Genomic DNA, 22,951 nt, shown 5'->3' with positions numbered 1-22,951 from the left:
GCAGCGATGCTGTTGGTGTGCGCCCCCTTGCCGACAGCCGCTTCGGAAGCTCCGCTTGCGCCCGCGATCTCTCCGCCCGCCGCGGCCGCGCCACCCGATGACGGGCAATGGAGAATGCCGGCCAAGAACTACGCCTCGACCCGTTACAGTGAGCTCGCGGAAATCAACGAAGGCAACGTCAAGAACCTGCAGGTCGCCTTCACCTTTTCGACCGGAGTGAACAAGGGGCAGGAAGCCGCACCGCTGGTCGTCGGCACCACCATGTACATCGTGACGCCGTTCCCCAACATCGTCTACGCGCTCGACCTTTCCAAACCCGGCGCGCCGATGAAATGGAAATACGAGCCCAATCCTGAACCCGCCGCGCAAGGCGTTGCTTGTTGTGACGTCGTCAACCGCGGCGCGGCCTTTGCGGACGGGCGCCTCTTCTTCAACACGCTCGACGGCCACACCATCGCGCTCGATGCGAACAGCGGGCAGCCGATCTGGAACGCCCATATCGGCAATATCAATATCGGCGAGACCATCACCATGGCGCCGCTTGTGGTGAAGGGCAAAGTGCTGGTCGGCAATTCCGGCGGCGAGATGGGCGTTCGCGGTTGGGTCAAGGCGCTCGACGCCGGCGACGGTCATGTCGTGTGGACGGCTTACAATACCGGGCCCGACAAAGACGTGCTGATCGGGCCCGACTTCAAGCCGCATTACGACATGGACAAGGGCAAGGACCTCGGCGTCACGACATGGCCGCCCGAAGCTTGGAAGATCGGCGGCGGCAACATGTGGGGCTGGATTTCCTACGATCCGGACCTCAACCTGATCTTCCACGGCACCGGAAATCCAGGGCCCTGGAATCCGGATCTGCGGCCTGGCGACAACAAATGGACATCCGGAATCTTTGCGCGCGACGCCGACACTGGGGCGGCGAAGTGGTTTTATCAATGGAGCCCGCACGACCTGCACGATTATGACGGTATCAACGAGCAGGTCCTGCTGGACCTGAACTGGCAGGGCAAGCCGCGCAAGGTGCTGGTCCGCCCCGAGCGCAACGGTTACCTTTACATCCTCGACCGGACCACGGGGGAGGTTCTGTCCGCGAAACCTTATGGCCCCGTCAATTCCAGCAAGGGCGTCGATCTCAAGACCGGCCGCCTGATCGAAAACCCGGACAAGCTGACCGGCACCGGCAAGGTCATCCGCGACATCTGCCCCACCGCCTCGGGCCTCAAGGACTGGCAGCCTTCCGCCTTCTCGCCAAAGACCGGGTTGCTCTACATCCCGCACAACAATCTGTGCATGGACGAAGAAGGCGTCGAGGTGAACTATATCGCCGGCACGCCCTATGTGGGGATGAACGTGCGAATGATCCCTGGCCCGGGCGGCAATCGCGGCGCCTTCACCGCCTGGGATATCGCCGCCGAAAAGCCTGCCTGGAGCCTCAAGGAGAATTTCCCGGTGTGGAGCGGCGCCGTCGCGACCGCCGGCGACGTAGTCTTCTATGGAACTATGGAAGGCTGGTTCAAGGCGGTGAGCGCCAAGACCGGCGAGCTGCTTTGGCAGTTCAAGACCTCGTCCGGCATCATAGGCCAACCCATCACCTATCGCGGCCCTGACGGCCACCAATATGTCGCCGTTTTGTCCGGCGTCGGCGGCTGGGCCGGCGCCATCGTTTCGGGCGACCTCGACCCGCGCGATGCCACCGCCGCGCTCGGTTTCGTCAATGCGATGAAGGACCTGAAAAACGCGACCACGGCGGGAGGCACGCTCTATGTGTTCCGTCTGCCCTGATGTGTTCGGCTTGATTCACAGCGCGGCACGGAAGCTGTTCCCGCGGGTCGCGCTCGGCATCACCGCGCTTGCCTTGCTGCTCTTGCCGGCGACCGCCGGCGCTCGTGAGCTTAGGGTCTGCGCCGACCCGAACAATCTGCCCTTTTCCAACGCGGCTGGCCAGGGCTTCGAGAACAAGATCGCGCAAATCATTGCCGACGATCTCGGCGCCGAGCTGACCTACACCTGGTGGGCGCAGCGCCGCGGTTTCGTACGCAACACGCTGAAGGCGGGACTTTGCGACCTCGTGCCCGGCACGCCGACCAACCTCGAAATGCTGCGCACCACCAGGCCCTATTACCGGTCCTCCTATGTCTTCGTGACGCGCCAGGACAGTCCCGACGTGACTTCCTTCAACGACCCGAGGTTGCGCGGCTTGCGCATCGGCGTTCAGCTCATCGGGGACGACGGCGCCAACTCGCCTCCTGTCCAGGCGCTTGGGCGCCGCGGCATCGTCGGGCATCTTATCGGCTACCCGGTCTATGGCGACTACTCCGCTCCCAATCCGCCGGCACGTATCGTCGAAGCGGTGGCGAGCGGCGAGATCGATCTCGCGGTGGTCTGGGGCCCGCTCGCCGGCTATTTCGCCCAGAAGCAGAAGGTGCCGCTCAGGATCACGCCGGTCACACCTCGCATCGACGGGCCGCAATTGCCGCTGATGTACGACATCTCGATGGGCCTTCGGCGCGAGGACGATGCGCTCCGCAGCGATGTGAACAGCGCTCTCGCCAGGCACAAGTCCGAGATCGACGCGATTCTGGCGCAATATGGCGTGCCGCGTCTCGACATGGCCGGGGGCCTGATGCGATGAGGCCCATGGTCGCCGTGCTTCTCGTTGCGGTTTTAGCGCTGGCGGCATGCCAGCGCGAGGAGCGGGACACGCGCCCGCAATCGGCGCTCGGCTCCGGCGAACAGCCGACGCCGGTGACCACTTTGGAGCCCGGCGGACAGCGGCCCTCCCCGACGGACAATAAGGCGGCGAGCTTCGAGGCCAATGCCTTTCATCTGAGCGAAGGCAAGCGCCTGTTCGGCTGGTTCAACTGCTCGGGGTGTCATGCCAATGGCGGTGGCGGCATGGGCCCGGCTCTGATGGACGCAAAGTGGATCTATGGCAGCTCGATGGAAAGCATCCATGCAACCATCCGCGACGGCCGCCCGAACGGCATGCCTAGCTTCCGCGACAAGATCCCGGACGACCAGATCTGGGAGCTTGCGGCCTTTGTTCGCTCGCTGAGCGGCAACGCGCCCTCCTCCGCTGCGCCGTCGCGCAATGACGACATGATGGCGCACCCCTCGGAAAACCGCATGCCGGATGCCGCCACGCTGGGGAAGTCGCCGTGAAACGCTTGGCCTCGATTGCGTTCGCCACGGCAATCGCCCTGTTTCTTCAGGGCTGCGCGGGCTGGCAATCGGCTCTCGACCCGAAGGGCCCGGCAGCAGGCGAGTTGGCATGGCTGATCTGGTTCTTCACCGGCCTGTGCGCAGTGGTGTGGGTGCTGGTGATGGCCGCCCTTGCCGTGCCGTTGATGATGCGCTCGCGGCAACGTGCCGGGCCGCTTGCGCTCGACGCCGGTGCGGACAATCGCAAGCTGCGCGTGGTGATGACCGCCGTCGGTCTGACCGCCGTGATCCTGATCGGGCTCACCTTGCTCAGCTTCTTCGCCAACAGGACGCTTGCGGCGATCGGCTCGGACGCCGCGCTGACCATTCGCGTCACGGGTCACCAATGGTGGTGGGAAGTGCGCTACGAGGATGCCACGCCGAGCCGCATCCTCACCACGGCGAACGAGATTCACATTCCCGCCGGCGAGCCGGTGCGGCTTCTTCTCACCTCCACGGATGTGATCCACTCCTTCTGGGTCCCGAGCCTGTCCGGCAAGCTCGACTTGATCCCCGGCCATATGAATGTGCTCGACATCAAGGCCGACAAGCCCGGCGTCTACCGGGGCCAATGCGCCGAGTTTTGCGGGGCGCAGCATGCCAACATGGGCACCTTCATCATCGCCGAGCCGCGCGCAGAATTCGACGCCTGGTGGAACGACCAGCTGCAGCCGGCCGCCGCGCCCACAAGCGACGAGGCCAAGACCGGCGAGGATCTCTTCCTGAAACGGCCCTGCGTGATGTGTCACAAGATCGGCGGCACGCCCGCGGGCGGAACCGTCGCGCCCGATCTCACCCATGTTGCCAGCAGGCAGACGCTCGCGGCCGGAACATTGACGATGAGCCGCGGCAATCTCGCTGCCTGGATAGCCGACCCGCAGGGCGTGAAGCCCGGCTCGCATATGCCGGTGGTCGATCTCAGCGGCGACGAACTCAACGCCATCGTCGCCTATCTCGAGGGGCTGAAATGAGCAGCGCGGATCTTACCAGCGAACGCGATCTGCCGCAGGAGCACCAGGCGTCCGGCAAAGGTGATATCGCACCCGAACGCGACGGACCGCGCGACACCGGCATGGATGATGCAACCCTGCATCGCTGGCTGGCGCGGACGTGGCGTACGCCTCCCGGCATCATCGGGGCGCTGTCGAGCGTCGATCACAAGGTCATCGCACGCCGCTACCTGATCACCGCCTTCCTCTTTCTGTGTCTGGGTGGCCTCAATGCCGTGGTCATGCGCATCCAGCTCTCGGGCCCGCGCCGCGGCCTGATCGGCCCGGATCTCTACAACCAGCTCTTCACGATGCATGGCGTCACCATGATGTTCCTGTTCGCCGTGCCCATCGTCCAGGCGACCGGCATCTACCTGGTGCCGTTGATGGTCGGCACCCGCAACATCGCCTTCCCCCGCCTCAACGCCTTCAGCTATTGGGTCTATGTCTCGGGAGGCCTCTTCGCCTGGGTGTCCTTCGCCCTCTCGATGGCGCCGGATGTCGGCTGGTTCGCTTATGTGCCGCTGTCCGGGCCGGAATACGGGCCCGGCAAGCGCGCCGATGTCTGGGCGCAGATGATCACCTATACCGAGGTGTCCTCGCTCGCGGTCGCCGTCGCGACCATCGTCACCATATTCAAGCAGCGTGCGCCCGGCATGTCGCTCGACAAGATCCCGCTCTACGTCTGGTCGCTGCTGGTCACGTCCTTCGTCGTCGTCTTCGCCATGCCGGCCGTGATGATCACCTCGACCTTCCTGATCCTCGACCGGCTCGTCGGCACGCACATCTTCAACCCGGCCGAAGGCGGCGACGCACTGCTGTTCCAGCACCTGTTCTGGTTCTTCGGCCATCCCGAAGTCTACATCATCTTCCTGCCGGCAACGGGCATGGTCTCCGCCATCATCCCGGCCTTCGCCCGGCGCCCGGTGTTCGGCCATCTCGGTCTGGTCCTTTCGTTGATCGCCGTCGGTTTCCTGTCGTTCGGCCTCTGGGTTCACCACATGTTCGCGACCGGGCTGCCGAAGCTCGGCGCCAGCTTCTTCACAGCGTCCAGCATGATGATCGCCATCCCCAACGGCGTTCAGATCTTCTGCTGGCTGGCGACTCTCTGGGACGGCAGGCCGGTGATCCGCACGCCGCTGCTGTTCGTCTTCGGCTTCTTCTTCATCTTCGTGATCGGCGGCCTCACCGGGGTCATGCTGGCCTCGGTGCCGCTCGACCTGCAGGTGCACGACACGTATTTCGTCGTCGCTCACTTCCACTACGTGCTGATCGGCGGCGCGGTCTTTCCGCTGCTTGGCGCGGCTTATTTCTGGTTCCCCAAAATCACCGGTCGCATGATGAGCGAGCGCCTCGGGCGCTGGCATTTCTGGCTCGCCCTGATCGGCTTCAACGCGGCTTTCTTCCCCATGCACATCGTCGGCCTGTGGGGCATGCCGCGCCGGGTCTATACCTATCCGGCCGAGCTCGGCTGGGGGAACATCAATCTTTTCATCACCGCCGGCGCGGTGCTCTTTTTCCTGAGCTTCGTGCTGTTTGCCTTCAATCTGATCCACGGCGCGCTAAAGGGCGCGCCCGCGGGCGACAATCCCTGGGATGCCGGCACGCTTGAATGGGCGACCTCCTCGCCGCCGCCCAGCTATAATTTCGCGCGCATTCCGGTCGTGACGAATGTCGAGCCGCTTTGGGCCGAACCCCAGGCGCTTCCCGTGGCGACCGGGCTTCGCGCCGACGTACGCGAGCTGCTGATCTCGACGGTGGCGGAAGCCCATCCCGACATCCGCGAGAAATCGGCGACGCCGTCGATCTGGCCGCTGCTGGCGGCGATCGCCGTCGGCGGCACCTTCCTCTACTCGATCTTCACGCCCTGGGCGATCGTCTGGGGCGCCGCGCCGATCGCCGTCACGCTGATCGGCTGGTTCTGGCCCAAGGGAGATCCGGAGGACGAGGAATGAACCAGCGTCCTGCCTTGGATCTTTCCGCGCTCCCGACCTTTGGACATGGCCCGCGCAGCCCGACCTGGTGGGGCACGCTCGGCTTCATGGCGCTGGAAGGCACGGGCTTTGCGCTCGCCGCCGGCGCTTACCTCTATCTCGCGACCTTGTGGCCCAACTGGCGGCTAAGCGCTCCGCAGCCAAACCATTGGCCGGGAACGATCGTGACGCTGCTTCTCATCGTCAGTCTGGTGCCCAACCACATCCTCAACGGCTACGCCAAGCAATGCGCCATGCGGCCCGTGCGGATCGGCATGGTGGTGATGTCGCTGCTCGGCTTAGCGCCGCTGATCGTGCGCTGGTTCGAGTTTCCGGCGCTGAACATCTACTGGGATACGAACGCCTACGGCTCGATGCTCTGGGTGCTGCTCGGTCTCCACACCACGCATCTGATCACCGATGTCGGCGACACAATCGTTCTGATGGTGCTGATGTTTACACACCATGGCTATAGCGGCCGGCGGTTCGGCGATGTCGGCGACAATGTTTTCTACTGGGATTTCGTGGTCCTCACCTGGATTCCGATCTACCTGCTCATCTACTGGCTACCGAGGTTAGGCTGAGATGCGCGCGCTGCGGCTGGGCATGTCCTGGGGTGGTTTGTTGTCGGGGCCACTGGCCTGGGCAATCTCGACGCAGCTGAATTATTCGCTCGTGCATTGGCAATGCAATCGCCAGCTGCAGGTGGTGCTCCCGTTGGCGCTGTTGCTGGCCGTATTTTCTCTGCTGGGCGGCGCGCTATCATGGCGGGCCAAGCGGCAAGGCGGTGCCGCCTTCAAGCCCGAGCGCACGCGCAATACCGAGCGTTTCGTCGCCGATCTGGGCATGCTCGCGGCACCGCTGTTTGCCCTCGTCATCATCATGCAGGGTAGCGCCGCGCTCATCCTCGACGAGTGCCTGCGATGAGCTTCGACGCCTTCTTCTCGACCTCGATCTGCTACGGGGCCGGTGCGCCGGAGGCCGGATGGACGTTGGCGTTTCCTATCACGCTCCCCCTGGCAGCCATTGCGTTTGTCTATGCGGTCGGCGCGAGCCGTCTATGGCGTCGCAGCAGCCGAGGTCGCCCTGAGCGGTTGCGACACGCTCTGTTGTTCGCGGCGGGCTGGGGTGTGTTGACGGGAGCGCTGGTCAGCCCGATCCATGCGCTCGGCGAGCGGGTGTTTTCTGCCCACATGATCGAGCACGAGCTGCTGATGGCCGTGGCGGCCCCGCTTCTTGTCGCCGCCTGCCCCGGCGCGGCGTTGATGTGGGCATTGCCCGCTACGGTTCGCCGACGGACGGGAAAGCTCACCCACGGCAAGATGCTGCAGGCGCTCTGGACCTTCGCCGCTCGCCCGCTCAGCGCGACGATCCTTCATGGAATAGCGATCTGGATGTGGCATATTCCGGTGCTGTTCGACGCAGCGCTGCAGCAGGGCGCGCTGCATTATGCCCAGCATGCGAGCTTCCTCGGCACCGGCTTGCTGTTCTGGTGGGTGCTTCTGCCCCGCTCCGGGCACCAGCAGTCCTATGGCATTTCCGTCATGCATCTGTTCTTCACCTCGCTGCACACCGGCTTGCTCGGCGTCCTGCTGCTGGTCTCGCCAAGACTCTGGTACCCGGAAAATGCCTCCGGCGCCGCGCTGTGGGGGCTTAGCCCGCTCGAGGACCAGCAACTGGCGGGGCTGGTCATGTGGGTGCCGGCCGGGCTGATCTACGGCGGAGCCGCCCTGCTCCTCGCCGGCCTTTGGATAAGCAACAGCGGAACGAGGGAGGCGGCGCATGCGCTCCGACCTGGCTAAGCTGCTCAGCGGCGTGATCGTCGGTGTCGTGCTGCTAGCCATCGCAATCGCGGCGGCGGGCTTGTGGATTGACCGGCGTGAGCGCGTTCGGCACGAGTCGGATGTGGCGACCGGCGGCGTGGGCGCTCGCGCCGTTCCGATCATGACCGCCAATGGCTGTTCCGGCTGCCACACGATTCCTGGCGTGCCCGGGGCGCAGGGCCAGGTCGGGCCGCGCCTCGACGGCAGCCTCGCCGGTCGCGTCTATATCGGGGGCGTGCTGGCGAACAATCCGGAGAACCTGATCCGCTGGATCCGTTCGGCAAGGGAAATCAATCCGCACACCGCCATGCCGTCGACGAGGATCACGGAGCAGCAGGCGCGCGATATCGCGGCCTATCTCTACGCATTGAGATAGTAAGCAAAGCGAGATCGCAAGCCGCGTCCAAGGGCGCTTCGGTGCCATGATGAAAAAGCAGACGCGACCATCGGGCCGCTCGTTTGAGGAACCAAGAAACACAGGCGTCCCCTCAGAATGCCCCGAAGATAAGGCGGTTCGCCGCGTGAACGGCGACCCGCTCTAATCGATATCTACGTCAGCGCTTGGCGCTGTCGCTGTCCGCCTCCGCGCGCGTCAGGAAGGTCTGGGTGACCTGCGGCAGGTTGCTCTCCAGCCACTCGGCCATCGCTTCCTCTTCGCGCAGGTTCTCTTCGCACACGCGGGCAATCTCGGACTCGCCGGCCGCATTGGCCGCGGCGATGAGGATCGTATAGGACGCGATTTCCATATGTTCGAACGTGTAGCTCGCGAGCGAGCCTTTCATGACCTCGTCGCCAGCGAACACACCGCTGATCGACTGCGCCGTGGCGGTCAGCTTGCCGCCTGCGTCCTTCAACATGGACGACCCCTCATCCAGGCCATCCAGGCAGGTCTTCAGCCGCCTCGCCTGCTCCTTCGTTTCTTCCAGATGGCTGCGAATTCGCTCGCTGAGTTCCGGATAGCTGTCTATCCGGCTCAGTTGGCCCGACAGCATGGTCTCGGCCTGTTCCTCCATTGCGTGAGCGTCCCTCAACCATTGGATAAGCCATTCGCGCGATTCAGCCATTTCAGCGTCTCCATCGGTTTGACACCGCCCGAACCGCTTGTGACGTGAGTTGTTCCTTGAATGTGAGATCCGGTTGCGATTTCCGCGACGAGGCCGGATCCGAAACGGAGAGCTTCTGGCGCCTCGGTCCTGTCGGTCGCGGCTTTGACAACACCGCTCACTTTGTCGGCGAGCGTTCCCTCGCTCGATGACTACGGCTCGGCAAAGCAACGCGAGTGCCTCCGCGTTGGTTGGGCGACGGTCTTCTTCCCGGAAAGCAGGAACGTCTACGCTCGCATGCTGAACCTAGGCTGGGTGGAGGCGATGCGACGGATCCTCCTCGGCAAAGGCATATACACCTACTGGAACTTTTCCTATCGCGGCGGCTACGACCGAAGCTCAGGCCTGCGCATGGATCACTTGCTTATAAGGCCATTACTTGCGCAGACGATCCAAGCTGCAGGCGTCGATGTCGAGACCCGTGGGCGGGAAAAGCCCAGCGATCACGCACCCGCCTGGATCGGCGTAGGCGGATAAGCCGCTCGCGCATGGAATCCATTATTGCCTCGGCCTTTGCCTTTTTTCAGCTCGCGGCCCCCGACGGGTAGATCACTGACCCGTCGTCTCGAAGCACCGCACCAAGTGTCGGTTCAGCCTTCTCGATCCGGCCGTTGCCCATGAGGTGAAAAACCTGTTCGCCATGTGCGAGAAGATAATCCACGATGATCCGGCGGTGGCATCGCCACCAGACCGCCTCCGAGCACATTATCGCGCAGCGACGCGGCCGCAGCGCGAGCAGGCGATGGAGTCCGCCTCGAAATTGTGCCGACAGCGCGTAGTCCGCGTAATTGTGGAAGCTTCGGTTTCTCCAAGCGCCATTCGTTTCGGGCGGCACCCCGTCCACCTTGCCGCGCCGCCCGCCGAGCGGCGCCACAATTTCATAGCCGATCTGCGCCTCCGCGAGTGAAGCTGCCAGGCGTTCGCTGCCGAACTGCGGGTAGGCGCGGGATCCGGGCAGACGCCTCACGTCGACGACGATGCCGATCTGCCCTTGCTGAAGAATATCGATGAATTCCTCGAGGGTGCGGTTCGAATGCCCGACGGTGAAGAAAGGTGTGGGCGAGTGGCTGGTCGACCGATGAGAATGCATTCCACACGACGTGGCAGCCGCTTCATTGTTCCAAGTAATCCAGGGTGTCTCTGCACCAGCGCTGAGCTGGCCGAATGCGGAGCATCTCCAGATTATCGCGCGGCGGCGGAAGTTATTCCGGTCGAAAAAGTCGGCTCGAGTCACTTCATCGTGACGCACAACGCGGGCCGGAACAATCCAAGAGGCCTCCCGTTTGGGCAACTTGAGGCAGACCACGTCCAATCAAATGGAGCATGCCATGAAATTCCCCCACTGCGCGGCGACTGCGGCCGCCGTTTTCATATTCGCGACTCTCCCTTCTCTCGCCCAGACGAGCGGAAGCCCTGCGCCGACGCCTGCGACCGAACAGCCTGGCGCCGGGCAGTTGCCGGATGTGAACGGGCAAGCAGGCGGTCCAACACGTGAAATGATCCGCCAGATGATTGACCAGGCGATCCAAGAGAGGATGCAGCAGGATCGAGGCTCCGGCTTGGCCAACAATCGTCGAGAAGAGTATGACAACGCCCAGGACGATGCTGATCATCATGGCGCTCCCTGGAATAAAGACCGTTATGGCGGCCCGTCCGGCGAGCACAGGATGGCTGGGCACCATGGCCCGCGCATGATGATGCGCGGCGCCGGAATGCGACTGATGTTCGCGTTTTTGGACACGAATGGCGACGGATCATTGTCTGAGAACGAGGTTCAGGACGCCGTCGGGCGCATCTTCTCTGCAATTGACCAGAATGGCGACGGGAAGATCGACATGGATGAGATCCAGTCCTTCTTGCACGGCTCTGGCGGCGAAGACATGCATTGACGCATCAGAAGTTGGGGCAAGGCCATGCGCCGATATCGCTGTGCCCGCTGAGCGCATTCTCTGGACTAGACCTTCTCCTCAAAAGGAAGCAGCTTACGCCAATCAAAGCTGACTCCAATGCCTGGTTCGTCCGGGGCGACTGCCAACCCATCCTGCAACCTGAGCGGATGAGTGGTGTACAGGTCGATATCGAAGCTGTGAGCCTCTACCCAACCAGCGTTTGGTTGACCCGCGACCAAACTGACATGCAACTCCTGCATGCCGTGGCTGCACACCGGAATTCCGGCCTTGCGGGAAAGCTCGGCCACCCGCAACCAACCTGTGATGCCGCCGCAGTTCGACGCGTCGGGCTGGATGTAGGACAGCTTCGACCAAGCGAAGGCATGCTCGAACTCCTCGACGACATGCAAGTTCTCGCCCATGGCCAGCGGCATGCCGGTTGCCTCGGCAATGGCTGCGTAGCCCCGGTAATCATCCGGTATGATAGGCTCCTCGAACCACAGCAGATCGTAAGGCGCGAATGCTTTCGCCGCCTCGATCGCCCTATCAATGTCGAGCGCATAATTGGCGTCCACCATGAAGGGGGTATGTGGCCCAATGCGCTCGCGGATGGCCTTTACGCGGGCGACATCCTCGGAGAGATCATCTTTGCCAACCTTGATCTTCACGGCGTTGAACCCTGCGGCAAGATAGGAGTCGATGCTCGCTTGCAACTGATCGAGCGAGAAGTTCAGATCGATGCCGCCGCGATATGCCTTGGCTGTTTTGCCGGCTCCGCCGGCCATTTCCCAGAGCGGCCGGCCGATGCGCCGGCCCCTTAGATCCCAGAGCGCTATGTCGAGCGCAGAAATCGCAAAGGACGCGATGCCCCCGCGCCCGACATAATGGATGTGCCATAACATCCCGTCATAGAGCGCCTCGATCCCGGTCGCGTCTCGTCCTTTCAGGAAGGGCGCCAGATCGTGCACCATCATGGCCGCGATCGCGTGCCCCCCTTTGCCGCCAGTGTAAGTGTAGCCAGTTCCTTCGCTGCCGTCCGCCAGCCTAATGGTCGCTGTCACGAGTTCGAAATGCGTGTGAGCACCATGCTTGGCGTCGGTCATCACCTCACGCAGCGGCACGCGGAAAAGCCGAACCCTCACATCCGTGATTATTGTATCGCCCATTGCGAGGCTCGTCCCTCGATCTATTTTTCGTCATACCATAATTGCACTCAGACGAGCAGATCGCAACCGGCTTGGCATTTTTGATGCATTTGGTCCGATGATAATTCGTCGGACCTTGTGCTTTGGTCCGATCTGCGCATTAATGAATCCGTGACGTGGAGGACGGCTTGTTAAGTACATCACAGCATCTTGGAACGCGGGCCACGAGCGGCGCTGCGCGCGCCGCGGACGCCATGGTGGCCGGAATCGAAGCGGACATAGCCTCCGGCAAGCTCGGTGACGGCAGCTTCCTGCCGGCCGAACGCGAATTGATGGCCGAGTACGGCGTCGGCCGCGGTGTCGTGCGTGAAGCGGTCGCTCGCCTGGCGAGCCGCGGCCTTGTCGAAGCGCGTCCCCGCTTTCGCCCGGTGGTGCGCCGGCCGGGACTGGACGCGGCGCTCGGCGCTTTGGAAGGTGTTGTCGGCCACCTGCTAAGCGCTCAGGCGGGAGTGAAGAGCCTCTACGATACCCGGGTCTTTCTTGAGGCCGCACTTGCGCGCAACGCCGCCATCCATGCGCGCAAGGATGACGTGACCACTCTCAGATCGGCGCTCGAGATGAACGAGGCGGCGATACCGGATTCGCAAGAATTCTATGCCACCGACGTAGCCTTCCACGCCGTGCTCTACCAGATCACGCGCAACCCGGTGATGCCCGCGGTGCACAAGGCCTTCACCGCATGGCTGTCGCCGCATTGGATGAGCATGCCCCGATCACCAGAGCGCAACCGGATCAATTTCCTGAGCCACCGCGAGATCTGCATGGCGATCATCGAGCGAGATCCAGATGGCGCCGAGCGGGCGCTGCTCAATCATCTTTCCGCGGCTTGGGAGTATGTCCGTGGCACATTTGAAAGCAGTGAGGGTCCGCGGGAGGACCGACGGGAATGACGCAGACGTACGATCATATCGTGGTGGGGGGTGGAGCAGCGGGTTGCGTGGTCGCGGCGAGGCTGGTGAAAGCAGGACGGCGGGTCCTGCTTCTCGAAGCTGGACATTCGCATCACCACCCGCTGCTCGATATGCCGCCGGGGATCTTCAAGATGATCAACGGCTCGAAGTTCATGCGCTATTACCGCACTGAACCGCAACAGCATCTGGATGGCCGTCAACACGAGATCTCGCAGGGCAACGTCTTGGGCGGCGGCACCTCGGTCAACGCCCAGGTCTATATGCGCGGCCGCGCTTCGGACTGTGACGAATGGGATGAGTTGCTGCGCGGCAACAATGCCGGCGTCCGCTGGAATTGGCAGGCTGTGCTGCCCCACTTCACGGGCATGGAGGGCAACAATCGCCTAAACGGCGACTTGCATGGCAGCGAGGGACCGCTGCTCGTCTCCGACCCCGGTCACATCGATGACGTTTCGCGTTGGTTCGTGCAGGGGGTGCAGCGCGTCGGACTACCTTACAATCATGACTTCAACGGACCGTCGCAACGCGGAGTGGGCTTCTATCAGTTCATGAACCGGCGCGGGAAGCGCAGCAGCGCGGCTTATGCCTTCATCGAGCCATTGGCGAATGATCCCAGGCTGACGCTTAGGCTGAATTCCGCCGCGAGGCGCCTGCTGGTCCAGAACGAGCGCGCAAAGGGTGTGATCTACACTGACCAATCCGGAACAGAACACCAGGCCTATGCCGACGCCGATGTGATCGTCTCGTCCGGCGCACTTATCACCCCGAAACTCCTGATGCTGTCAGGTATTGGCCCGGCCGATGACCTTGCCAGACACGACATCGCCTGCGTGGCCGACCTTGCGGGCGTAGGCCAGAATCTGATCGACCATCCAGAAGTGCCCATCATCGCCACGATGAACGGGCCCTATGGCTACTTTAAGCAGGGCCAGGGTTGGCGGATGATCAAGAACGGCTTGCATTTCAAGCTGTTCGGCGCCGGCACGATCCTGTCCGCGGGGGTCGAGGCTGGAGCTTTTGTCAATCCGGCCGATCCGGACGGCGAACCGACGATCCAGGCATTTTGCGTGCCACATGTTTACCTGGACCGCGATATCCTCACCCTGGTGGAGAATACCTACGGCCTCACGGTGACAACCGTGGTCGTCAAGCCGAAGTCCCGTGGCTTTGTGAAGCTGCGTTCGGCAGATCCAGATGACCTGCCGGTCGTCTCCCCTCACCTGCTCAAACACCAAGACGACATGAAGGAGATGATTGCCGGCCAGCGCTATTTCCTGAAGGCATTCCACGCGAAGCCTCTGGCGGACCGCATCAAGGCTGTAGCCGTTCCCAGCGAAGACGACCTCAGTGACGAGGCGCTGGAAAAGCACTGCAAGCGTTTTGTCAAAACGAATTACCATCCGGCCGGCACGTGCCGCATGGGTTCCGACGCCGATCGCATGGCCGTCCTGGACGCGGCCATGCGGGTGCGCGGGATAGAGAACCTGCGCGTTGCCGACATGTCAGTCTGTCCTAACATCAATGCCGGCAACACCGCTGCACCCGCCATGATGCTGGGCGATCGCTGCGCCGACTTCATTTTGGAAGCGGGCGCAGTGACCCAATCGAGGGGGCGCCTGCAAGCGAGCTGACCTGGCCCGCATAGGCGAGGAATATTCAACGTCGTCAAAACGCGACAACCAAGGAGGAAAGCATGATCATTACCCGTCGGACATTATTGGTAGGCTCCGCCGTCGGCGTGGCCGCTCTTACCCTCGCATCACGCGCCTTCGCCGCGCTGCCGCCGCTCGCCAAGAAAGACAAATACAAGGTTGGCTTCGCCCAGACCGAGAGCAACAATCCATGGCGGTTGGCTGAAACCAAAAGCATGCAGGACGAGGCGGCAAAGCTCGGCCATCAGCTCGTCTATACTGATGCCGCCGGATCCTCGGCCAAGCAGGCTTCCGACGTAAACTCCATGATCGCTCAGGGGGTCGATGCGATTTTCCTGCCTCCGCGCGAGGACAAGCCGCTGGTGCCAGTCATCCTGGCCGCGCGTGATGCCGGCATCCCGGTCTTCCTCATCGACCGCGATGTCGACCACACCATGGCCAAGCCTGGACAGGATTACGTCACCTTCATCGGTTCCGACTTCATCAATGAAGGCAACCGCATTGCCGAATGGGTGGTGAAGAATGCCAATGGAAAATCGAAGATCATCGAGCTGGAAGGCACCACCGGTTCCTCGCCAGCCAACGATCGCAAGAAGGGTTTTGACGACATCATCGCCAAGCACTCGGAGTTCAAGATTGTCGCCTCACAGTCGGGCGACTTCGCCCGCGACAAGGGCCGCCAGGTGGCCGAGACATTGCTGCAGGCGCATCCCGAAGCCGATATCATCTATGCCCATAATGATGAGATGGCACTCGGCGCGATCGCGGCCCTCGAGGCGGCCGGCAAGACGCCGGGAAAAGACGTGCTGATTGTCTCGATCGATGGCGAAAAGGACGGTGTGCAAGCAATCGTCGACGGCAAGATCGGCGCCATCTGCGGCTGCAGCCCGCTTTTCGGGCCCAAGGCTTTCGCCACGATGGCCGACTATGCCGCCGGGAAGCAAATCCCGCCTTTCATCAAGAACGACGACGACTTCTACGACGGCACGAACGCAAAGGATAAGATTGGTACCGCGTTCTGAAGTCTTCTGGTTAAAACTGCCTCCCCGCCTCGGCGGGGAGGCTTTTCGGAGCTTTGCCAATGACGCGGCCGCCGGACGGGCCCTCCCCGCTTCTCGACATGCGCGACATCCAAAAGCGCTTCGCCGGCATACCCGCGCTGGTGGACGCGTCGCTTTGCGTGCGCTCAGGCGAGGTCCATGCCCTGATCGGCCAGAACGGCGCGGGCAAATCGACGCTGATCAAGGTCTTGACCGGGTACCACCGCAAGGATGCCGGGCAAGTGCTGTTCGAAGGCAAGCCTTTTGAGGTCCACTCGCCCCACCATGCACAAGTCAACGGCATCAGCACGATCTATCAGGAGATCAACCTGGTCCCGCTGCGGTCGGTGACGGAGAACATTTGCCTGGGCCGGGAAAAGCGCCACTACGGCCTGCTCGACTGGAATGCCATGCACGCGGAAGCCGAGGGCCTGCTGAGCCGCTTCTCCATTGGCATCGATGTTCGCCGGCCGCTGGGTGAACTCAACACCGCAACACAGCAGATGGTGGCAATCGCCCGGGCCATAGGGTTCTCCGCTCGCCTTGTCGTTATGGACGAGCCGACCTCGTCCCTCGACGAACGAGAAGTGGGAGTGCTGTTCAGCGTCATTCGTCAGTTGAAGGCCGAAGGGATCTCCGTCATTTTTGTAAGCCATAAGCTCGATGAGCTGTATGAGGTCTGCGACCAGGTCACGATCATGCGCGACGGCCGCACTGTGCGCAGCGCCGCGATGGAAGAGATCGGCAAGCTGGAACTTGTCGCAGCTATGCTTGGCCGCGATGTCGCGGCTGTCGAGGGGCACGCCACAGCCTTCGGCGAGCGCGACCGCTCTAGGATCGGGGATATGATGTTTTCGGCCCGCGGGCTCAGGGCCGGGCAGGCGGTCCGCGATGTAAGCTTCGATCTCCGGCGCGGCGAGATCGCGGGCTTTGCAGGCCTACTGGGCGCAGGTCGCACAGAAACCGCAAGGCTCGTGTTCGGAGCCGATCGCGCGAACGCCGGCGAGATGACGATGGAAGGCGCTGCCTACAATCCTGAGCGTCCCGCCGACGCGATCGTCGCCGGCATGGGCTTTTGCACTGAGGACCGGAAGAGCGAAGGCATCGTGCCGGAGATGACGGTGGCAGAAAATCTCACCCTTGCGTTGCTTCCGAAAATCAGTCGCAACGGCGTACTGGACGAGCAGCGACAGCGCGAAATCGTCGAGCGGTTCATCCGCGAGCTCGGCATAAAATGTTCCGGCCCCAATCAGAAGGTGCGAGAGCTTTCGGGTGGGAACCAGCAGAAAGTGCTGCTTGCCCGTTGGCTGGCGATGAACCCGAAGCTGCTCATACTCGACGAGCCGACAAGGGGAATCGATGTGGGTGCCAAGGGCGAGATCCAGCGTCTGATCCGTGGACTTGCAGACCAGGGCCTCGGCGTGCTCATGATTTCGTCGGAACTGGAGGAAATCATCGAAGGTGCGGATCGGATATTCGTTCTGCGCGATGGGATCAGCGTGACCGAGTTGGAAGCTGAAGCCGCCAACGAAGAAAAAGTGTTGACCGCAATGGCGCATGGGACGAGCGCTTCGTCGGAGGCCGCGACGTGACCGAGCTGCCGAGGTCATACGCGGATCGGGATGCCGTCGCGCGCAGCTTCGATCTCTTGGGTTTTTTGTCGCGCTACGGGACCGTGATCGCGCTGGTTCTGCTGGTTGCGTTCAACCTCGCCTTCACGCGTAATTTCGCGACAATGCAGACGCTGAACGTCAACCTCACTCAGGTTTGCACGATCGTCATCATAGCCGTCGGAATGACACTCGTGATAGCCACCGGCGGCATCGATCTCTCCGTCGGTTCTCTGATGGCTATTTCGGGTGCGCTGGCACCGATGATCTTCATGGGCAAGATCCTACCGATCGGGAACATCTACCTGGGCGTGGCTGCCGCGATGCTCGTCTCGGTACTGGTGGCCGGGCTGCTTGGACTGTTCAATGGCTGGTTGGTCGCCCGCTTCCGCATCCAGCCCATTGTCGCGACACTGGTTCTGTTCATCGCGGGCCGCGGCATCGCTCAGGTGATGACCAACGGGAACCTGCAGACCTTCCGCGTACCGGAATTTCAATGGATCGGCCTTGCTCGCCCCTTGGACATCCCGGCGCAAGTCATCATCATGGCTGTCATTGTCGCGGCGGCTGCATGGGCGTTGAAAAAAACGCTGTTCGGGCGATGCATATTGGCGGTCGGCGGTAATGAAAAGGCCTCTGAACTCGCAGGTATAGCAGTCTCCAAGATAAAGATTGCGGTCTATGGCATTAGCGGCCTTTGCGCCGGGCTGGCCGGGCTTATCGTGATTGCCATCAACTCCTCCAGCGACGCCAATCTGGTCGGGCTTGGCATGGAGCTCGACGCCATCGCGGCGGTTGCCGTGGGCGGGACCCTGCTCAGTGGCGGCAAGGCCACCATCATCGGTAGCCTGCTAGGGGCGCTTACCATTCAACTGGTGCGCTACACACTTCTCGCAAACGGGGTGCCCGACGCCGCTGCCCTGGTCGTCAAGGCGGGGATCATCGCGCTCGCCGTGTGGCTGCAGCAGCAGCATCGCGGGTAGCCTCATGAATCGCGTCCGCCTGGTCCGCATCATTGGCACCTACGGCGTATTGATCGCCCTGGCTGCGCTCGTTCTGTTCGGGTTCCTGCGTTATGATCGGTTTCTCAGCTTCTACAATGTGATGACTCTCCTGCGCTACAATTCCATGTTCGCGCTGGTGGCACTTGGCATGTGCTTCGTCATCATGACAGGGGGGATCGATCTGTCCGTCGGCTCCGTTGCCGCCTTGGGCAGCGTAGCCTCGGCATTGGCCAGCCCTTATGGCATCGTGCCGGGTCTCGCCACCGGAATAGGCGCAGGGCTGGTCGCCGGGCTCATCAATGCGATCCTTGTCACACGCGCCAATCTGATGCCGTTCATAGCCACCCTCGCCACGATGCAGGCCGCCAGTGGCTCGGCCCTTCTGCTTGCGGGCAACCAGACCGTATCGGTCTCCTACGAATCGGGCTTCACCGCCATCGGCCAGGGTAACTTGTGGACGTTTCCGATCCCTGCGGCCATCGCGGTCGTGGCATATCTCCTCGGTTCCCTGGTCTTGAACTACACCGGCACCGGACGCGCAGTGTTGGCAGTCGGCGGCGGCGAGGATGCTTCGCGCCTCATGGGACTGCGTACCGATCGTGTGAAGTTTTTGGTGTATGTCGCGAGCGGAGGACTGGCGGGGCTCGCCGGCGTCATCCTTGCCTCGCAGTTCGGGGCCGGACAGCCCATTGAAGGAGTCGGCTGGGAATTGTTCGCTATCGCAGCCGTCGTGGTCGGCGGGACGTTGCTCACCGGTGGCTCGGGCTCGGTTGTTACCACGCTAGCCGGCGTGCTCCTGCTCGGCATCCTTTTCAATGTTCTGAACTTTGAGAACGGAATGGGATGGATTTCGCTTTCAGCCTACTGGCAATCAGTGATCCGAGGGCTGTTCCTCCTGGTCGTTGTCTTGCTTCAGGCCCGACTGACGCGACGACGCCTCGGCGCGCTCTGACCGTCCCGGCCCACCGCACTCAAGTATTACATAAGATCATCTTGCAGCAATTGGCGTGCAAGACTGATCAGAATGAGCACGCGACGCCCACGTGGCGCGGCGGATAAAAAACGGCCCATTTAAGCAATTCTATTTTTCCGGAGGAACATTCCAGGAGGCGGCCGGTTAGAGAAGGTCAACCCTTGGAGGAAGCCTCATGTTCATGCACAACAAGCGCCTGCAATACACCGTCCGTGTTTCGGAGCCCAATCCGCGGCTGGCGTGCATGATCATGGAGCAGTTCGGCGGCGCCGATGGCGAGCTTGCCGCCGCGATGCGCTATTTCACCCAAGGGCTGGGTGAGGACGATGTCGGCCGCAAGGACATGTTGCTCGACATAGCGACCGAAGAACTCAGCCATCTCGAAGTCGTCGGCTCAATTGTCACCATGCTCAACAAAGGCCTGAAGGCGCAGCTGGCCGAGGGACAGATGAAAGAAGCCGAGCTCTACTTGATGGTCGGCGCCAGCGGCACGACGGCCAAAGAGTCCATCCTGTTCGGCGGCGCACCTGCGTTGTGTGACTCGGCCGGGGTGCCGTGGACTGCGGCCTACATTGATTCCCGCGGTGAACCTACAGTCGACCTGCGGTCCAACATTGCTGCGGAGGCACGCGCCAAGATCGTCTATGAGCGACTGATCAACATCACCGATGATCCCGGCGTCAAGGACGCGCTGGGCTTCCTCATGACGCGCGAGATCGCGCACCAAAAACCGTTTGAGAAAGCGCTCTACGCGATCGAGAACAACTTCCCCACCGGCAAGCTCCCCGGCATTGCGAAATTTGCAAGCATGTACGTCAACACGTCCCAAGGTGAAGGGGACACGAATGGGCCTTGGAATTCGGGAGACGAATGGGACCGCGTGGACGATCTTGAAGAAGTCATGCCGGCGGACGACGGCGATGGGACAGCAACTGTCAAGCTGGCGGCCAAGGACATGAAGGTCGTAACCAAAATGGGCGAGCGGACGCTCTCAGACCCCTCCTCCGACCCGACCACAGGCGCGGATCTAGGTGCCGGGCCGGGAGCAGGACGGACCAAGAATGGCGACATGGGCGGCGCAGCGAGTATCAAGGAGGCGCCTGCGCAAGCCGAGGCGGCCGCGCGCAAGAAAAAATAGGGTTAGGGCCGATTGGCCTCTGCCGACCTGTTTCGGCTACCCGTCAGCGTCTGACGGCGGAACCGCCTTCTTTGCCACCTTCGCCGAAGTTTCGAGTAGCTGGCGTCCGCGGCGCTGGATGTTGGTCAGCGTTGGGCGCTGGACGGGGCAGTTGCCTGTCTACCGCGCGCAGTAAACTCGGAACAACTCGATTGCGGGCCGTGTGATCATCAGCCAATAGATCGCGGCTACGCACGCAAATGCCGGAAACCCGAAAGCGAACCAAAGCCGAAAGAGCTGATTGTATCGCTTGGGCGGCGGAATGCCCGCGGTGGCGGCCTCCGCCGCGAGATCCCGCATGCGCATCTGCATCCACACCACAGGCAACCAGAATAGCCCGGTGACGACGTAGAGCAGGATCGACAGCACGATCCAGCCCTCCCCGAGCGAATAGCCTGATTGCCAGGCCAGTGCGGCCCCGGTTATCGGTTGGGCGATGACCGCGGTGGCGGTGAACAGGAAATCGGCAACGACGACGATGCGGGCCACGGCGGCAATCGTGGCGGCGCTGCCAGTCCGGTGGGCAAGGAGCATGAAGAATGCAATGCCGGCGCCCGTGCCGAGCAGCACGGCAGCGCCGATGACGTGCAAGTATTTCAGCACAAAGTAGAGCATCAGCGTTCCTCCAGGATCGCCAGCGCGCAGAAGTGCAAGACGAGTATGGGCAGGATTTTCATCAATGGGCCAAGGGGCGCGTTCCACAGGTCCGGGCGCAGAATACTTCCCGCAATTGCATAGAAGCACGAGACTGCGATGGCCCCCCACAACCCTGCCCGGCTTGTCGCGCGCCATGCGATCATGGCGCCGACAACCATATCGGCCAACGCCCCTGCGACAACAACAGGACCGGCCAACGCCTCGAAGGCGGTGCCGAGGAGAAGCTCGACCCCGCTGCCCCAACCCGTGGTGAGCGAAATGATGCCGGTCGCGATCCAGAAGAACGGCAAAACCACGAAGGCCGCCGGCTTCACCAAGTAGAGCGCGGCGAACCAGCGTTCTTGCACGGTGGGAGGGCTGGCGGCCAGGGCGGACGCGACAGTGGACGGCTGAATTCCCGTTGCAAGCTGCCACGGTCCCAAGGCGCCGGTAGCGCCGCGCGCGATTTCCCTGGCGGAGTTGGTCCGCATTGGAGGCCGCCAGCCGAGGAGGCCCGCCAGGTCACCGGACCGATAAAGCATCGCAGCGACCCAACCGGGCAGTACAAACTCCGTCGCCCTCCCCCACCCTAGCCACTCGCGGTAGCGGGCGACAATTTCGCTCATGGTCAATGCTTCCGGCCCTGCGAGTTCAAGCGTCAGGCGCGACGGGCTACCCCTGCCCAGCAGGGTCAAAACAGTGGAGACGACGTCGTCGAGTTGCACGACCTGAAGAAGGCCGGTGCCGGGCATTGTCGGCAGCAGTGGCAGGGCAGCGAGCCCGCGAAAAAGAGCACTTGCGCCGAAGGCTGGCCGGCCGAGCACCACCGAAGGCCGCAGAATTACCCAATCGAGATCACGCTCCATCAAAGCATGATCTCCAGCCAGCTTGCTGGTCGAGAAAGCTGAAGGCTGTTCCCGGTCGACACCGATCGCGGAGAAATGGAGAACCCTTCGAACGCCGGCGCGTTCGCAGGCAACAAAGAGGGCTGAGGCGCCGATGGCATGGACGTTGCCGGTATTCTCCCGAGGGCTGTCCTGCAGCACGCCCGCGCAGTTCACGACGGCGTCGACCCCGACAAGGTGTGTGAGCCAGTCTTCCGCCTCCAAGGCCTTCGCCATATCGACGACGATGGTTCGCCCCTGAAGAAGGCCATGCACTGCGGGGCGACGGACAACCCGGACTACCTCGTGCCCCTCCGCCCCAAGGCGCGCGCACAATGTCGCGCCGATCAGACCTGAAGCGCCAGTGACCAGAACGATCATGTCTTTGATTGATCCATCGCGTTCTCTCCCGTCTCGGTCACGTCGCGTTCTCCCGGACTAAACTGATGCTTCTCAACCTTCAATTTGTCTATCGAACCTACCGCCCGTGCGAGTGTTCCAAGCTCCGGAATGGGGATGGCGCCGACAGCACGGTTCTCTTCAACCCTGGTGCCGCAGGACGCAACGCCGATGAGGTCGATCCGGCCCGACGTGGCAGTCGCTGGTCGCGAGGAACCCGCCGGAACAAGCCGTCCCGGCCAAGTTAGGATCATGGTCCCGGAGCGATGCAGACAGTGAAGATCTACAGGGTTGAACAAATAGCCGGCCAGGTGGTTGTGGCGCGCCAAGTCGCTGAGGCGGAGACGCCCTGGGAGGCGGCGACGAAAATCACGGGCAAGGTTGTACGTGGCCGGCGTGATGAGCGTTTCTGGGTACGGGTCACGGATCAGGCGACACTTACGACGTTCAAGTACGCTTATAACTGAGAGCGGTCCTCC

General features: G+C 62.4%; 24 protein-coding genes. 19 read left to right on the top strand and 5 right to left on the bottom strand.

Going from position 1 to position 22,951, the window contains the following annotated elements; all coding sequences use genetic code 11:
• Positions 1-6: 6 nt before the first annotated feature.
• The 9 genes from LCM4577_RS20925 to LCM4577_RS20885 are packed head-to-tail and all read left to right on the top strand — an operon-like array spanning position 7 to position 8,365.
• On the top strand, positions 7-1,785 hold the full coding sequence (locus LCM4577_RS20925; protein ID WP_274535008.1) for a methanol/ethanol family PQQ-dependent dehydrogenase: 1,779 nt from the start codon (positions 7-9) through the stop codon (positions 1,783-1,785).
• Positions 1,766-2,635, top strand: a complete 870-nt coding sequence (locus LCM4577_RS20920) for a substrate-binding domain-containing protein (protein ID WP_083354800.1) — start codon at positions 1,766-1,768, stop codon at positions 2,633-2,635. Before LCM4577_RS20925 ends, LCM4577_RS20920 begins: the two co-directional genes overlap by 20 nt.
• Positions 2,632-3,165, top strand: a complete 534-nt coding sequence (locus LCM4577_RS20915; protein WP_041011666.1) for a c-type cytochrome — start codon at positions 2,632-2,634, stop codon at positions 3,163-3,165. The genes LCM4577_RS20920 and LCM4577_RS20915 overlap by 4 nt, the downstream gene beginning before the upstream one ends.
• The gene (gene coxB / locus LCM4577_RS20910; RefSeq protein ID WP_071073219.1) at positions 3,162-4,175 is read left to right on the top strand and encodes a cytochrome c oxidase subunit II; all 1,014 of its coding nucleotides are present in this window, start codon (positions 3,162-3,164) and stop codon (positions 4,173-4,175) included. Before LCM4577_RS20915 ends, coxB begins: the two co-directional genes overlap by 4 nt.
• Positions 4,172-6,148, top strand: coding sequence for a cytochrome c oxidase subunit I (gene ctaD, locus LCM4577_RS20905; protein ID WP_083354799.1), 1,977 nt, complete (start codon positions 4,172-4,174; stop codon positions 6,146-6,148). Before coxB ends, ctaD begins: the two co-directional genes overlap by 4 nt.
• Positions 6,145-6,750, top strand: a complete 606-nt coding sequence (locus tag LCM4577_RS20900) for a cytochrome c oxidase subunit 3 (RefSeq protein WP_040983553.1) — start codon at positions 6,145-6,147, stop codon at positions 6,748-6,750. The genes ctaD and LCM4577_RS20900 overlap by 4 nt, the downstream gene beginning before the upstream one ends.
• A gap of 1 nt (position 6,751) precedes the next feature.
• Positions 6,752-7,093 (top strand): hypothetical protein, encoded by a 342-nt coding sequence (locus LCM4577_RS20895; RefSeq protein ID WP_071033782.1) that lies wholly within the window; start codon positions 6,752-6,754, stop codon positions 7,091-7,093.
• Positions 7,090-7,968, top strand: a complete 879-nt coding sequence (locus LCM4577_RS20890; RefSeq protein ID WP_071073217.1) for a cytochrome c oxidase assembly protein — start codon at positions 7,090-7,092, stop codon at positions 7,966-7,968. Before LCM4577_RS20895 ends, LCM4577_RS20890 begins: the two co-directional genes overlap by 4 nt.
• A complete protein-coding gene (locus LCM4577_RS20885; protein WP_071073215.1) occupies positions 7,949-8,365 on the top strand; it encodes a cytochrome c family protein in 417 nt (138 codons plus the stop codon). The genes LCM4577_RS20890 and LCM4577_RS20885 overlap by 20 nt, the downstream gene beginning before the upstream one ends.
• Positions 8,366-8,543: 178 nt before the next feature.
• Here the strand turns inward: LCM4577_RS20885 and LCM4577_RS20880 are convergent, their stop codons facing one another.
• The gene (locus LCM4577_RS20880) at positions 8,544-9,053 is read right to left on the bottom strand and encodes a ferritin-like domain-containing protein (protein ID WP_071073213.1); all 510 of its coding nucleotides are present in this window, start codon (positions 9,051-9,053) and stop codon (positions 8,544-8,546) included.
• 276 nt (positions 9,054-9,329) lie between these two features.
• Here LCM4577_RS20880 and LCM4577_RS20875 point away from each other — a divergent pair, with 276 nt between their 5' ends.
• Positions 9,330-9,569, top strand: coding sequence for a hypothetical protein (locus LCM4577_RS20875; protein WP_198540267.1), 240 nt, complete (start codon positions 9,330-9,332; stop codon positions 9,567-9,569).
• A 46-nt stretch (positions 9,570-9,615) separates the two neighbouring features.
• Here LCM4577_RS20875 and LCM4577_RS20870 read toward each other — a convergent pair whose 3' ends face one another.
• On the bottom strand, positions 9,616-10,182 hold the full coding sequence (locus tag LCM4577_RS20870) for a DUF488 family protein (protein ID WP_071033791.1): 567 nt from the start codon (positions 10,180-10,182) through the stop codon (positions 9,616-9,618).
• Between the two features lie 238 nt (positions 10,183-10,420).
• Here LCM4577_RS20870 and LCM4577_RS20865 point away from each other — a divergent pair, with 238 nt between their 5' ends.
• A complete protein-coding gene (locus LCM4577_RS20865; protein ID WP_071073243.1) occupies positions 10,421-10,981 on the top strand; it encodes an EF-hand domain-containing protein in 561 nt (186 codons plus the stop codon).
• A gap of 65 nt (positions 10,982-11,046) precedes the next feature.
• Here LCM4577_RS20865 and LCM4577_RS20860 read toward each other — a convergent pair whose 3' ends face one another.
• Positions 11,047-12,147: a mandelate racemase/muconate lactonizing enzyme family protein gene (locus LCM4577_RS20860; protein WP_071073209.1), complete on the bottom strand. Its 1,101-nt coding sequence runs from the start codon at positions 12,145-12,147 to the stop codon at positions 11,047-11,049.
• A gap of 233 nt (positions 12,148-12,380) precedes the next feature.
• Between LCM4577_RS20860 and LCM4577_RS20855 the strand changes: the two genes are divergently transcribed.
• From LCM4577_RS20855 to LCM4577_RS20825, 7 genes are all read left to right on the top strand, one after another.
• Positions 12,381-13,076, top strand: coding sequence for an FCD domain-containing protein (locus LCM4577_RS20855; protein WP_083354798.1), 696 nt, complete (start codon positions 12,381-12,383; stop codon positions 13,074-13,076).
• Entirely contained in the window at positions 13,073-14,728 is a 1,656-nt protein-coding gene (locus tag LCM4577_RS20850; protein ID WP_071073206.1) for a GMC family oxidoreductase, read from the top strand. Before LCM4577_RS20855 ends, LCM4577_RS20850 begins: the two co-directional genes overlap by 4 nt.
• Positions 14,729-14,790: 62 nt before the next feature.
• Positions 14,791-15,771, top strand: coding sequence for an ABC transporter substrate-binding protein (locus LCM4577_RS20845; RefSeq protein WP_071073204.1), 981 nt, complete (start codon positions 14,791-14,793; stop codon positions 15,769-15,771).
• Positions 15,772-15,830: 59 nt separating this feature from the next.
• Positions 15,831-17,381: a sugar ABC transporter ATP-binding protein gene (locus LCM4577_RS20840; protein ID WP_071073202.1), complete on the top strand. Its 1,551-nt coding sequence runs from the start codon at positions 15,831-15,833 to the stop codon at positions 17,379-17,381.
• A gap of 5 nt (positions 17,382-17,386) precedes the next feature.
• A complete protein-coding gene (locus tag LCM4577_RS20835) occupies positions 17,387-18,382 on the top strand; it encodes an ABC transporter permease (RefSeq protein WP_071073241.1) in 996 nt (331 codons plus the stop codon).
• Positions 18,383-18,386: 4 nt separating this feature from the next.
• A complete protein-coding gene (locus tag LCM4577_RS20830; protein WP_071073200.1) occupies positions 18,387-19,355 on the top strand; it encodes an ABC transporter permease in 969 nt (322 codons plus the stop codon).
• Positions 19,356-19,551: 196 nt separating this feature from the next.
• Complete coding sequence (locus tag LCM4577_RS20825) at positions 19,552-20,514, top strand: manganese catalase family protein (RefSeq protein WP_071073198.1); 963 nt, start codon at positions 19,552-19,554, stop codon at positions 20,512-20,514.
• A gap of 159 nt (positions 20,515-20,673) precedes the next feature.
• On the opposite strand, the gene LCM4577_RS20820 is transcribed toward LCM4577_RS20825, so the two are convergent.
• Positions 20,674-21,168, bottom strand: coding sequence for a DUF2269 family protein (locus LCM4577_RS20820; RefSeq protein ID WP_071073197.1), 495 nt, complete (start codon positions 21,166-21,168; stop codon positions 20,674-20,676).
• Positions 21,168-22,454, bottom strand: a complete 1,287-nt coding sequence (locus LCM4577_RS20815; protein WP_071073195.1) for an SDR family oxidoreductase — start codon at positions 22,452-22,454, stop codon at positions 21,168-21,170. The genes LCM4577_RS20820 and LCM4577_RS20815 overlap by 1 nt, the downstream gene beginning before the upstream one ends.
• A 284-nt stretch (positions 22,455-22,738) precedes the next feature.
• Between LCM4577_RS20815 and LCM4577_RS20810 the strand changes: the two genes are divergently transcribed.
• On the top strand, positions 22,739-22,939 hold the full coding sequence (locus LCM4577_RS20810) for a hypothetical protein (protein WP_041005792.1): 201 nt from the start codon (positions 22,739-22,741) through the stop codon (positions 22,937-22,939).
• Positions 22,940-22,951: the final 12 nt, after the last annotated feature.

Source organism: Mesorhizobium sp. LCM 4577 (genome assembly GCF_001854795.2).
Taxonomy (GTDB): domain Bacteria; phylum Pseudomonadota; class Alphaproteobacteria; order Rhizobiales; family Rhizobiaceae; genus Mesorhizobium; species Mesorhizobium plurifarium.
This window is presented reverse-complemented; position numbering and strand designations above follow the sequence as displayed.

Coding starts and splice junctions, on each gene's coding strand:
- LCM4577_RS20925 (WP_274535008.1), top strand. CDS start 7: ATGCTGTTGGTGTGCGCCCCCTTGCCGACAGCCGCTTCGGAAGCTCCG.
- LCM4577_RS20920 (WP_083354800.1), top strand. CDS start 1,766: ATGTGTTCCGTCTGCCCTGATGTGTTCGGCTTGATTCACAGCGCGGCA.
- LCM4577_RS20915 (WP_041011666.1), top strand. CDS start 2,632: ATGAGGCCCATGGTCGCCGTGCTTCTCGTTGCGGTTTTAGCGCTGGCG.
- ctaD (WP_083354799.1), top strand. CDS start 4,172: ATGAGCAGCGCGGATCTTACCAGCGAACGCGATCTGCCGCAGGAGCAC.
- LCM4577_RS20900 (WP_040983553.1), top strand. CDS start 6,145: ATGAACCAGCGTCCTGCCTTGGATCTTTCCGCGCTCCCGACCTTTGGA.
- LCM4577_RS20895 (WP_071033782.1), top strand. CDS start 6,752: ATGCGCGCGCTGCGGCTGGGCATGTCCTGGGGTGGTTTGTTGTCGGGG.
- LCM4577_RS20890 (WP_071073217.1), top strand. CDS start 7,090: ATGAGCTTCGACGCCTTCTTCTCGACCTCGATCTGCTACGGGGCCGGT.
- LCM4577_RS20885 (WP_071073215.1), top strand. CDS start 7,949: ATGCGCTCCGACCTGGCTAAGCTGCTCAGCGGCGTGATCGTCGGTGTC.
- LCM4577_RS20880 (WP_071073213.1), bottom strand. CDS start 9,053: ATGGCTGAATCGCGCGAATGGCTTATCCAATGGTTGAGGGACGCTCAC.
- LCM4577_RS20875 (WP_198540267.1), top strand. CDS start 9,330: ATGCTGAACCTAGGCTGGGTGGAGGCGATGCGACGGATCCTCCTCGGC.
- LCM4577_RS20870 (WP_071033791.1), bottom strand. CDS start 10,182: ATGCATTCTCATCGGTCGACCAGCCACTCGCCCACACCTTTCTTCACC.
- LCM4577_RS20865 (WP_071073243.1), top strand. CDS start 10,421: ATGAAATTCCCCCACTGCGCGGCGACTGCGGCCGCCGTTTTCATATTC.
- LCM4577_RS20860 (WP_071073209.1), bottom strand. CDS start 12,147: ATGGGCGATACAATAATCACGGATGTGAGGGTTCGGCTTTTCCGCGTG.
- LCM4577_RS20855 (WP_083354798.1), top strand. CDS start 12,381: ATGGTGGCCGGAATCGAAGCGGACATAGCCTCCGGCAAGCTCGGTGAC.
- LCM4577_RS20850 (WP_071073206.1), top strand. CDS start 13,073: ATGACGCAGACGTACGATCATATCGTGGTGGGGGGTGGAGCAGCGGGT.
- LCM4577_RS20845 (WP_071073204.1), top strand. CDS start 14,791: ATGATCATTACCCGTCGGACATTATTGGTAGGCTCCGCCGTCGGCGTG.
- LCM4577_RS20840 (WP_071073202.1), top strand. CDS start 15,831: ATGACGCGGCCGCCGGACGGGCCCTCCCCGCTTCTCGACATGCGCGAC.
- LCM4577_RS20830 (WP_071073200.1), top strand. CDS start 18,387: ATGAATCGCGTCCGCCTGGTCCGCATCATTGGCACCTACGGCGTATTG.
- LCM4577_RS20825 (WP_071073198.1), top strand. CDS start 19,552: ATGTTCATGCACAACAAGCGCCTGCAATACACCGTCCGTGTTTCGGAG.
- LCM4577_RS20820 (WP_071073197.1), bottom strand. CDS start 21,168: ATGCTCTACTTTGTGCTGAAATACTTGCACGTCATCGGCGCTGCCGTG.
- LCM4577_RS20815 (WP_071073195.1), bottom strand. CDS start 22,454: ATGATCGTTCTGGTCACTGGCGCTTCAGGTCTGATCGGCGCGACATTG.
- LCM4577_RS20810 (WP_041005792.1), top strand. CDS start 22,739: ATGCAGACAGTGAAGATCTACAGGGTTGAACAAATAGCCGGCCAGGTG.